At 63.6% G+C, this 5,788-nt stretch carries 9 protein-coding genes and 4 pseudogenes; 6 read left to right on the top strand and 7 right to left on the bottom strand.

What is annotated here, in order from left to right; translation table 11 throughout:
* Positions 1-570: 570 nt before the first annotated feature.
* The 6 genes and pseudogenes from NKH38_RS32990 to NKH38_RS33540 form a co-directional block, all read right to left on the bottom strand.
* Positions 571-1,452, bottom strand: a complete 882-nt coding sequence (locus NKH38_RS32990) for a helix-turn-helix domain-containing protein (protein ID WP_352765683.1) — start codon at positions 1,450-1,452, stop codon at positions 571-573.
* Positions 1,453-1,574: 122 nt separating this feature from the next.
* Positions 1,575-2,218, bottom strand: a pseudogene (locus NKH38_RS32985) (transposase); the annotation flags it as partial.
* A gap of 72 nt (positions 2,219-2,290) precedes the next feature.
* The gene (locus tag NKH38_RS32980; protein ID WP_352765685.1) at positions 2,291-2,635 is read right to left on the bottom strand and encodes a serine integrase family protein; all 345 of its coding nucleotides are present in this window, start codon (positions 2,633-2,635) and stop codon (positions 2,291-2,293) included.
* Positions 2,613-2,957 carry a recombinase family protein gene (locus NKH38_RS32975; RefSeq protein ID WP_352765687.1) on the bottom strand — a complete coding sequence of 115 codons (345 nt, stop codon included), beginning with the start codon at positions 2,955-2,957 and terminating at the stop codon, positions 2,613-2,615. Before NKH38_RS32975 ends, NKH38_RS32980 begins: the two co-directional genes overlap by 23 nt.
* The gene (locus NKH38_RS32970; protein WP_352765688.1) at positions 2,950-3,117 is read right to left on the bottom strand and encodes a hypothetical protein; all 168 of its coding nucleotides are present in this window, start codon (positions 3,115-3,117) and stop codon (positions 2,950-2,952) included. Before NKH38_RS32970 ends, NKH38_RS32975 begins: the two co-directional genes overlap by 8 nt.
* Before the next feature lie 67 nt (positions 3,118-3,184).
* Positions 3,185-3,445 (bottom strand): annotated as a pseudogene (locus tag NKH38_RS33540) (hypothetical protein); the annotation flags it as partial.
* 1 nt (position 3,446) lies between these two features.
* On the opposite strand from NKH38_RS33540, the gene NKH38_RS32965 reads away from it, so the two are divergent.
* The 3 genes from NKH38_RS32965 to NKH38_RS32955 are packed head-to-tail and all read left to right on the top strand — an operon-like array spanning position 3,447 to position 4,162.
* Positions 3,447-3,698 carry a hypothetical protein gene (locus tag NKH38_RS32965; RefSeq protein WP_352765690.1) on the top strand — a complete coding sequence of 84 codons (252 nt, stop codon included), beginning with the start codon at positions 3,447-3,449 and terminating at the stop codon, positions 3,696-3,698.
* Positions 3,699-3,753: 55 nt separating this feature from the next.
* Positions 3,754-3,960, top strand: a complete 207-nt coding sequence (locus NKH38_RS32960; RefSeq protein WP_352765692.1) for a recombinase family protein — start codon at positions 3,754-3,756, stop codon at positions 3,958-3,960.
* Positions 3,947-4,162: a recombinase zinc beta ribbon domain-containing protein gene (locus tag NKH38_RS32955; RefSeq protein ID WP_352765694.1), complete on the top strand. Its 216-nt coding sequence runs from the start codon at positions 3,947-3,949 to the stop codon at positions 4,160-4,162. Before NKH38_RS32960 ends, NKH38_RS32955 begins: the two co-directional genes overlap by 14 nt.
* A 99-nt stretch (positions 4,163-4,261) precedes the next feature.
* Here NKH38_RS32955 and NKH38_RS32950 read toward each other — a convergent pair whose 3' ends face one another.
* Complete coding sequence (locus NKH38_RS32950) at positions 4,262-4,435, bottom strand: hypothetical protein (protein ID WP_352765696.1); 174 nt, start codon at positions 4,433-4,435, stop codon at positions 4,262-4,264.
* Positions 4,436-4,550: 115 nt separating this feature from the next.
* Here NKH38_RS32950 and NKH38_RS32945 point away from each other — a divergent pair, with 115 nt between their 5' ends.
* From NKH38_RS32945 to NKH38_RS32935, 3 genes and pseudogenes are all read left to right on the top strand, one after another.
* A complete protein-coding gene (locus NKH38_RS32945) occupies positions 4,551-4,802 on the top strand; it encodes a hypothetical protein (RefSeq protein ID WP_352765697.1) in 252 nt (83 codons plus the stop codon).
* Between the two features lie 66 nt (positions 4,803-4,868).
* Positions 4,869-4,992 (top strand): annotated as a pseudogene (locus tag NKH38_RS32940) (integrase); the annotation flags it as partial.
* Between the two features lie 27 nt (positions 4,993-5,019).
* A pseudogene (locus NKH38_RS32935) lies at positions 5,020-5,419 on the top strand (IS91 family transposase); the annotation flags it as partial.
* Positions 5,420-5,788: the final 369 nt, after the last annotated feature.

The raw sequence follows: 5,788 nt of genomic DNA, 5'->3' as shown, positions 1-5,788 counted from the left end.
ATCAACATGGACGACCTGCGCGAGCACAAGAAGCTCGCTCTGCGCCAAGCCGCATGACCAGCATCATGGCCGCCCCTTTTTGCAGAACTTGACGCACACAACCGCCTGCCATTCTGCTTCGCAAGCGGAGATCAGCTTATGCTGGACTTGACTTGGCGCCTGACCCTGAGCGCCAGCTTCGGCATTTCGAGGTGATCAAAGGCGCCGGTGGTCGGGGGCATTGGTCGGTTGATGAGAAAGCGCGATGTTACAGAGACCCGGAGCCGAAAGGCGGTCATCTCCGAGGTCGCTCGCCGCCACAAGCTGCGACCACAACAAGTCTTCACCTAGCGACGGGAAGCTCGCAAGCTTGCGGCCTCAGCAACGTAGGCTACTCCCGCCTTCCGCTCCAGCGGTGGTATCAGCGCCGACGTCGGAGCCCGAGATGAAGCCCTCATCCGCTGATCGAGTTCTGTGGATGGTCGGGACCGTCATCGTCGACGAGGACGGAATCTACGTTCCTCGGCCTCCCAATGATCGGCTATTCGTTGGCATGAAGAGGACGGTGACATGATGCAGTACCTCGTGATCTCATTGAAAAGACAGGGTTTCTTGGCGCGCATCGGCTGATACTGGGCGACCTTTCGCGATCGCCTGGTGGATTGCCGGCTGGGCGAGATCATCCTCGGGGATGACATAGGGGGCACTGGCGCATACCTGCCTTGCCGGCAGCAGTCCATCCCGGATCAGGCGAATAACGGTCATGTTGCTGACGCCGAAGCGGTTTGCTGCTTCGCGCGGGACAAGCTCATGGCGCTCCCCACGTTCGCCCTCCCGGTAAACCGGGATTTGATGCGCGCCGCGGAAATTGCGCACGCGCAGCTGGGTCCAGGTCTGTCCCCTGGCCGAGTGTATGCCGAGCCGGTTGAGAACGGGGGCGATGCTGCGATCCGGCAAAAGGCGGGTGAGTTCGCGCATCAGTTGCTCGGTGTGATCGCCGCCCTGCCAGTGCAGCACCAGGCGCAGCCGACCGGCCTCGGCCGTCACGACGATCTCGTTGAGCACGGTGCGCAAAATCCGCTTGCGCGTCTCGACGGACGCGGCGGGATGTTTCCACAGCGCAGCCATGTCGTCTGCGAGCGCGATGAGCATCGTGCATCCTTCCTCGCTTAGGGCGCTCGGCTGCTCGCTGCGCAAGCTCCGGACCTGATCCTCGAGCCGGGCGACCGCCGCCAGACAATCATTCCATCGCCGTTCGAGCTCGCCGGCGACTACGCGGTTATCGGGATCAACGGCGTCGTTCCGACGAGCATGCGCCGCCTCATAGCGGGCCTGGTCCAGGGCGAGCTCGCTTTGCCGCAGCCGTTCGCTGCCGGCCTGCTTGCGATCGGAAATCAACTGCAACGCCGCCTCGAGTGCCAGCGGTGCAATCGCCCGCAGCACTTTCGCCGATACCGCCGCGTCGATGGGCATGTTGCTGAAGGCGGTACACCGTTTCTCGGTCGACGGGTCGACATGGGTAGCGCAGACATAGCGCGCATCGCGGCGTGAATGGTGCAGCACCTTGAGCTTGCGGCCGCAGCGCAACAAGCCGAACGGCGCAGATGGCCGCGGATCTCCTTGCCCGTCGGCGTCTTGCCGGGGCGCAGGATCATGGCGACCGGGCGTCCTGTCGCGGCGCCATAGACATGGATCGGCAGGAAGCAGCGCTCCTCGTGGCGGGCGTTGAAGAGCGACAGCTGCTGACGGCCGTGAACGACATCGAGCGTATCGTCGATGTCGAGCGTCACCATCTTGGGCGGCGCGGCATAGCTCGACAGCCACAGGTCGACCAGCACATCGCCGAGCCGGATGACGGTCTTGAGGTCGGGCAGGTTCTCCAGGCGCGAGCATGTCGGCTGCGAGCACAGGTCGAGCCCGCTGTCGGGCAACCGTCCGCAGGCGAGCTTGAAGGCCGGGTCGGTGCGCAGCCGGTCGAGATCGTTGGCATCCTCGTAGCCGCACGCGATCGCAAAGATGCGGGCGCGCAGAATGTCGGCCATGGCGTGCCTCACCCGCTGCGGGTGACGCGGATCGTGGATCGCGGCGGCCAGCCGGTCGGCCAGTCGCGAACGCCGCTCGGCGGCGGCCAGAAGCAAAACGCGCCATCCGATGTGATGCGTCCGCCATCAAACGCGGCTGTGATCTTCTTGCGTCCGACGGCTGGAAAACACAACGGCGGCAACGTATCGTCGGTCATGGCGGGTGTGGCTCGCGAGATGTGGGCGACAGGACTGGCTTAGACAACCGAATTCTACGCCAAATCAATCGCTTAGGCTACATCCGCCAGCCTCTCCAACACGCCGTCATGCATAAGACGGGCTAGCTGGCGCACGCTGCCGATCTCACGAAATTTGTGGAACACCAGCGACAGCGCTTCGCGGATGCGCCGGTCGGGGTCTTGTTCCAGGCGATCGTCGGCGCCTCGCCGGTAGCCGATCGCCACCGTCGTGTGCAGTTCGCCGCGCGCCGTCTTCAGGCGCAACGCCTCTTGCGAGCGCTGCCGCAGCGTCGACAGCTCAAGTTCGCTGAACCTGCCTTTCATGCCGAGCAGCAAGCGATCGTTGACGAGCTGGGGATCGTAGATCCCGTCCTCATCGATGATCAGGCTGCCCACCAGGGCACAGAACTCCAAGAGGGTGTGCCAGTCGCCCGTTGCGGGCCAGGCATGAGGCCTCGAGGGCAAAGACCGCGCCCGCGCCGCCGCTGCCGCTCGCCGCCAGCAGGCGTTCGAAACCCGGTCGCGCCCTCCCGCTGCCCGAGCGGCCGAGATCATCGTCAATGACGACCACATTCTCCCAGCCGATGGCGCGGGCGCGCGTCTTCAGGGCGTACTGGCGTCGCCGGCTCTCTGGGTTATTGGCAAGCTGGTCCGGGGTGGACTGACGAATATTGACATAGGCGCTGCGCGCCAGGTGATCGGCAATGATTTTAGTCATCGTCCGTCTCCTCCGGTATTCTGACCGGGGCGAGGCGATCGCTCAGGAGAGCGTTGAGCAGGCTCACGATCTCCGCGACTGGATCGAACAGCCGAGGCACGACATCGTCGGCCGCCAACATGAGAAGATCGAGTTGCCGCTTTCGGGCATGCTGTTGCATCGTGGGCTCCATCGTTGCGAATCGCTTCAAGCGATGGCGACAAGGATACGCCCCGCGTGTCGATAAGCTGGCGCAGCTCCCGCAGGCAGGCAAAGGAAAGCCGCGGCGCGGCCATCATCGGCGGCGTCGCTGCGTCGGTCTCGGTCATCCACGCAGGCAGCAGGAGCCGGCCGCCGCCTGGCAGCTCGACGACGAAGTGGGCGTGACTGGCGTAACGGAGACGCCGCACGACCGTGAGGCGCTCGCCGGCATGCGGGTTATGCGGATATTGGACAACGACTTCAAGCGGCTCTGTTTCTGGGCAGTATGTCGCGGGTTCGAAAGGCACGATGAGCGAGCTCGAGTTGTCATTGTTCCGTCAGCGCTCGCAGGAGGCGCTGAAGCAGAAAGCCCGCCGGGGCGCGCTGTTCCTCGGTGTCGCCGCCGGCTATGTGAAGACCGGGCGCGAGCGGATCGAAAAGGACCCGGACCAGCGCGTGCAGGATGCGTTGATGCTGGTGTTCGCGAAGTTGGCCAAGCTGCAGAGCGTGCGTCAAGGTCCATGTGTGGTTCAGAGACGAAGCCATCGCTTAGCCCGTTAAGTCGCATGATTTAAAGGGGCGCCTCATCGCCTGGAAGCTGCCGCTCTACAATACTGTGCACAACGTTCTGACCAACCCGGTCTATGCGGGCGCCTATGCTTTCGGGCGCACGACAAGCAAGGTCATCATTGAGGAGGGCCGCAAACGCGTGCGGCGCGGGCTGCGGCGTCCGCAGAGGGAATGGGACGTCCTGCTCAAGGACCAGCACGAGGGCTACAATACGTGGCGAGTTCGAGAGGAACCAACAGGTGATTGCCAATAACGCGACCGGCAAAGGCAGCGCCACCGCCAGAGGAGCGGTACGGCACGGGGGATTGCTTCTCACGGGGCTTCTGCGTTGCGGTTATTGCGGCCGCAAGATGTATGTCGCCTATGGCGGCAGGGTGGGGCGCTATCACTGCGAGGGTGCGCTCGTCAATCATGGCACCAATCGGTGCAGCTCGTTGGCGGCTTGCGCGCCGTGAGGCTGTCGGCGCCGCGGTTCTTAGTGCCTTGAAGCCGCTCGGTATCGACGCCGCAACCAAGGCCCTAGTCTTAGTCTAGAGGTTCAAGCGAGCGAGACGTCAGCCGCACAAAGGCAGCTCGAGCTGGCACTGCAGCGGGCGCGTTACGAGGCTGCCCAGCGCCAGCAATACGATGCTGTCGACCCTGCCAATCGTCTGGTCGCTGGCGAGCTGGAGCGCCGCTGGAACAAGGCGCTTGAAGCGAAGCTCAAGATGAACGCCGCCGGCAAGCATTCGCTGGACAGTCCCCGACGATACTTTGACGCCGTCCGCGAGCTGGCGCGCCTGATGCCCGACTGCCAGATCGCGCGGCTCCTCAATCGCGCTGGTAAGCCGACAGGGCGAGGCAATGGCGGGACCAAGCGCGGGTCTGTTCGTTCCGCAGCCATCACGGCATTGCCGTCCATCGTCGAGCGAATGGGCTGAGCGGGGCGAGATTACGCTTGAAGCTGCCGCGCAAATCATGGATGTGAGCGTGATGACGGCTCTGCGCATGGCCCGCCTCGGCATCATCAAAGGGCGGCAAGTGTGCTATGGCGCGCCTTGGGCATTCAAGGCGGCGGATATCGCCTACTATCGCATCCAGAATGCCCCGCGCTAACAGCCGATCCCGCTCAACAGCGCTTTGATTTTCAATGACATAGAAAGTGAGCATTATGACTCGTGGCTGCTCGGCCACAGGAGCGTCGCGATCACCGCCCATTACCTGCGGATCAAAAAAGGTCTGCGCTACGTCGAGCCCCTTCGAGCTCTTTCCGCGTCCGGCGCCCACCTTGCCGCCGCCCGCCAAGCTGCAAATACTTCTGAGCGGGGCGCCGGTGGCCCGCTCGGGGCCGGAAGTGGCGGATATATTCCGCCGCTACTGCGGTGCCTATCGTGCGCAGCATGAAGCGGAGCTGTCGACCGCCCAGCGCCGCGTCATGACGTCGATCGAACTGTGCCGGACGGCGCGCTCGGCCGGCACGTCGAAGCAGGCGATCGCTGCGGCCACCGCCGCATCGCCTTCAACAGCTGCCGGACAGGCATTGTCCCCGCTGCCAATCGCTGGCCCGCGCGCAGTGGCTGGAGCACCGACGCGCCGAGCTTCTCGACACAGGAATACCGTCGCGTCGTCTTCACGCTGCCGGAAACTCATTGCCGCCATCCCGTATCAGAACAAGGGGCTCGTCTACAGTCTTCCGTTCCGCGCTGTCGGAGACGCTACGCACCGTCGCGGCCGCTCGCGCTACCCTTTGCCGGCACCAAGCCATGCAACTCCATATCGAGGAGATCAGCGCGTCGATAAGGGCGCGCTTGCCGTGCTCGTCATGGATCGGGTCGGATGGCACACCCCGCAAACCTCCGGGTAACGGACAACATCACGCGAATCCTCTAGCCGTCGCGGGCGCCGAGGCGTCTCCTCTCCGGCGACATAACGTATGACGATGTGAGGAGCCGTCCGACCATTTTGTCAGTTTTGTCGTGCCGCGACGCAGGTTTGTTTGGCCACTTTCTATTTTGCCTCAGCCCAAATAACTGAAAACATTCACCAAGATTGTTTTCTCCGCCTCGTTCCGCCATTGGCACGAATTTTGATGCCCTCATTGC

The sequence above is a fragment of the Mesorhizobium sp. M1078 genome (genome assembly GCF_040318615.1).
Taxonomy (GTDB): Bacteria; Pseudomonadota; Alphaproteobacteria; order Rhizobiales; family Rhizobiaceae; genus Mesorhizobium.
The sequence above is the reverse complement of the archived record's forward strand: the minus strand, read 5'-3'. Positions and strand labels throughout refer to the sequence as shown.